General features: G+C 62.2%; 2 protein-coding genes and 1 pseudogene. All 3 read right to left on the bottom strand.

The features are described 5' to 3' along the window. Positions 1-225: hypothetical protein (locus VK519_RS09490; protein WP_324349303.1), on the bottom strand; the 225-nt coding region annotated here is incomplete at its 3' end. After that, a complete protein-coding gene (locus VK519_RS09485) occupies positions 222-932 on the bottom strand; it encodes a ZIP family metal transporter (protein ID WP_324349302.1) in 711 nt (236 codons plus the stop codon). The genes VK519_RS09485 and VK519_RS09490, both read right to left, overlap by 4 nt. A 118-nt stretch (positions 933-1,050) precedes the next feature. Beyond that, positions 1,051-3,203: pseudogene (locus VK519_RS09480) on the bottom strand (TonB-dependent receptor). Between the last annotated feature and the right edge of the window lie 76 nt (positions 3,204-3,279).

Below are 3,279 nucleotides of genomic sequence, written 5' to 3'. Positions count from 1 at the left end.
CCGCGGGTAGACCATCGCGCGGGACGGCCCCACCCAGGTCGAAGGACGGCGACGCACCTGGCGCACCACAAGCTCGTTGCAAAGTCCGGTGGCGCCCAGGAGCAAGGTCACGGCCACGATCTGCACAGCGAAATCGCCCAGTCCGAATCCCAGCCCTGCCGCAAGCACAAACAGGCCGGCAACCAGTTGCACCAGCCAGGCCGGTTTTTCCGCCATCGTCTTCATCGAGCCTCCCATCCAGCCGCTACCCACATGAAGACCAACCCAGTCACCACGCCGATGAACGGCGCGATGCGGGGGGTGCTTCCCATCCGGCTCCAGGCGGCCGGCAATACATCGGCGAGTGCCACGTAGAGCACCGTACCCGCGGCCAATGCCAGGGCGACGCCAAGGGCGCCGCCGTGAAGCGGGGCGGCGAGCATCAGCAGCGCGCCAAGGGGAACGGCCGAGGCCATCGCGAGCGACAGCCAGAATGCCTTGCGCGGCGGATAGCCGCCGGCTACCAACACGCCTGCGCTGCCCACTTCCCGCGGTATCTCGTGCGCAATGATGGCGAGCATCACGGCAAAGCCTGATGCGCTTCCGGCCAGGAAGCTCGCCGCCACCACCACACCATCGACCAGGTGATGAAGGAAATCGCCCGTGAGGTTCATCTGCGCGAACGCCGCAGGCCCTGGAACCCGGGTGCGACTGGCTCGCGGCCGCACGAAACATTCCACGCCCACGAGCATCCCTGCGCCGATCGCCACGCATTTGAAGGCGGCATCGGTGGAAAGGCCCGTCTCAAGCGATTCGGGCAATACATGCAGCAAGGCATCGCCCACCAGCAAACCCACCGCCACCGGTTGCAGCCAGGGCAGCACGCGTGCCAGCGAGCTAGTGGGCAGCCAGACCAGCAAACGCGAGGCAATGGAAGTTGCGGCGATAGACAAGGAGGCCAGGAGGACGTCCGTCAACGAATAGGCCAAGGGAGCAACGCCAAGAGGTGGAGTGGTTATGTTATAACATACCACTCACTCGTCAATGCCAGCGATGAAGGCTCCTTCCTTATTAGAAGGGTTTTTCAAGCGTCAGGAACACACCGCGCCGTGGCCCGAACTGCGGCGCGCCCACGCCCACGCCGGTACCGTCACGAATCTCATAGGTCCGATCCAGCGCGTTGATGAGGGCCAACTGCGTGTGGAAAAGGCCGAATTGATCGGTGACGAAATCGTGCGAAACGTTGAGATTGAGCTGGAAGTAATACGGCACCGACAGGCCGTTGGGGACGTCGCCGTCCTTGCGCAGGCCCGAACCAAACAGGTAGTCGGCGCCGATCTTGGTCGCATCGGTAATGGCGTAGTTCACCCCGCCTGAGGACGTCAGCTTCTGGTCGTGATCCAGGTGGATGAAGTTGTCGTAGATGTATGCCAGTTCGTCCGGATCGAAGTTGTACTGGCCGGTGATGACGCGCTTGCCCATGGCGCGGCTTGAGGCCAGGTTGAAGTAGGCGTTGAGCGGCCCATGGGAATAGTTGGCGGTGAACTCGGCACCGCGAATGCGGCCCTGGTCGTAGTTGAAGGTGGAGAACACTACGGCGGCGCCGAACTGCCCTTCATCCTGCAAGCGCTTCACCCGTCGATCGTAGAGGTCCAGGCCCAGGGTGAGGTCGCTGCCGACCTTTTGCGAGATGCCCAGGTCGTAGTAGTCCGAACGTTCGCTCTTGGGCGTATTGTTGCCGTCGCTGGGCAGCTGGTTGGTGGTGCCGGTGAATTTCTCGATCGACGTGGTGGTGATGGTCTCGGTCGCCGGCGGGGTGAAGTAGCGCGAATAGCCCGCGTGAAGCGTCGTGGAATCGGACAGCTGGTAAACCGTGCCAAGGCGCGGGCTGAGCTGCGATTCGACGCGGCCAAAGGCGCTGTAGCGATCGCCGCGTAGGCCGCCGTTGATGGTCCACTGGCTGTTGACGTTCCACTCGTCCTGCAGGTAGACCGCATCGGTGTGGGCGGTCAACTGGCTCGCGTCATTGATATTGAAGGGCACCGTGCTGGTCTGGTTGCCATCATCATCGGCCGGGAACACCATGGAATTGTTGACGCTGGATGCGCGCTCGTAGAGCACATAGGCACCGTAGCGAAGCGTATTGCTCTCGCCAAGCGGCGTGGCGAAGTCGGCCTGCAGCGTACTGGCGCGATTGCTGCGATTCACCGTTGAAGCAACGCCGTCGAACATCAGGTCGCCAATCTCGTCGGGAGTGAAGGCCAGCGAGGTGTAGCGCTGGCCCACCGACACCTGATACGCCGTGTCGCCCGCCTTTCCTTGTAGCGAGAGCACGCCGAAGCGGGTCTTTTCCTGCTGATGCTCGTTGAGGTCAGCCGAATTGAAATTGGTGGTATCGAGGTAGCCGAAAGTCGGTTCCTGATCGGGGTTATTGGGGATTTCAAACCGGTTGTTGGCGGCCCCGAACATGAAGGAAAGACGCATGTCCGGATTGATCACATAGCTCACGTTACCGAAGGCCTTGACCTGATTGGTGTGATCGTGGATCGGATCCTTCGACGGGGTCGGGTTTTCAATCCCCTCGTCGCTCTTGAGATAGTTGGCCGTGATGAAATAGCTCCACGCTCCCGAGTGACCGAACAGCGATGCGTAGGGATTGAGCGTGCCCTGCTGGCCGCCCGTCACGCCAACCGTACCGCCGACCTCATCGTTGCGCAGCCGGCGCGTGGTGATATCGAGCACCGCTGCGGTGCGTTCACCGTATTGGGCCGGCAACGCGCCATCGATCAACTTGATGTTGTCGATCATCCGGGCATCCAATGTCTGGCCAAAGCCACCGATGCTCTCCGGGATGGTCACACCGTCGATCCGGTACTGCAGATTGCATGATCCCCGCGCACATGGAGCTGTCCGAAGGAGTCCTGGACCACGCCCGGCGCCTGCAGGATGACCTGATTGAAGGCCGTCGAGGCGCCCAACGGCAGGGCGGCGATGGTCTTTTGGTCGATCACGTACTGGCTGCTGCCGGTATCCGGCGACAGGCTGTTGCGCGCCGCATCCAGCTTGGCGGTGACGTCGATGGAACCCAGATTGGTCGCGTTCTGCGGGTCGACATCGGGGGCGGCGGGGGCCGGGGTCGGAACCGGGTCGGTGGTGGCGGCAAGCACGGGCGTTGCCAGGCCGCAGGCCGCGGCGATGCAGAAAGCGAGCAGTGACGGTTTCATCGGAGACCTTTCTCGGGGAACTTTTCGGAATGTTATAACATTCGGAATCGGAGAGGGACATTCTCACGAGGCAAAT

Origin of the sequence: Pinirhizobacter sp. (genome assembly GCF_035317885.1) — a bacterium.
Classification (GTDB): domain Bacteria; phylum Pseudomonadota; class Gammaproteobacteria; order Xanthomonadales; family Rhodanobacteraceae; genus Pinirhizobacter.
This window is presented reverse-complemented; position numbering and strand designations above follow the sequence as displayed.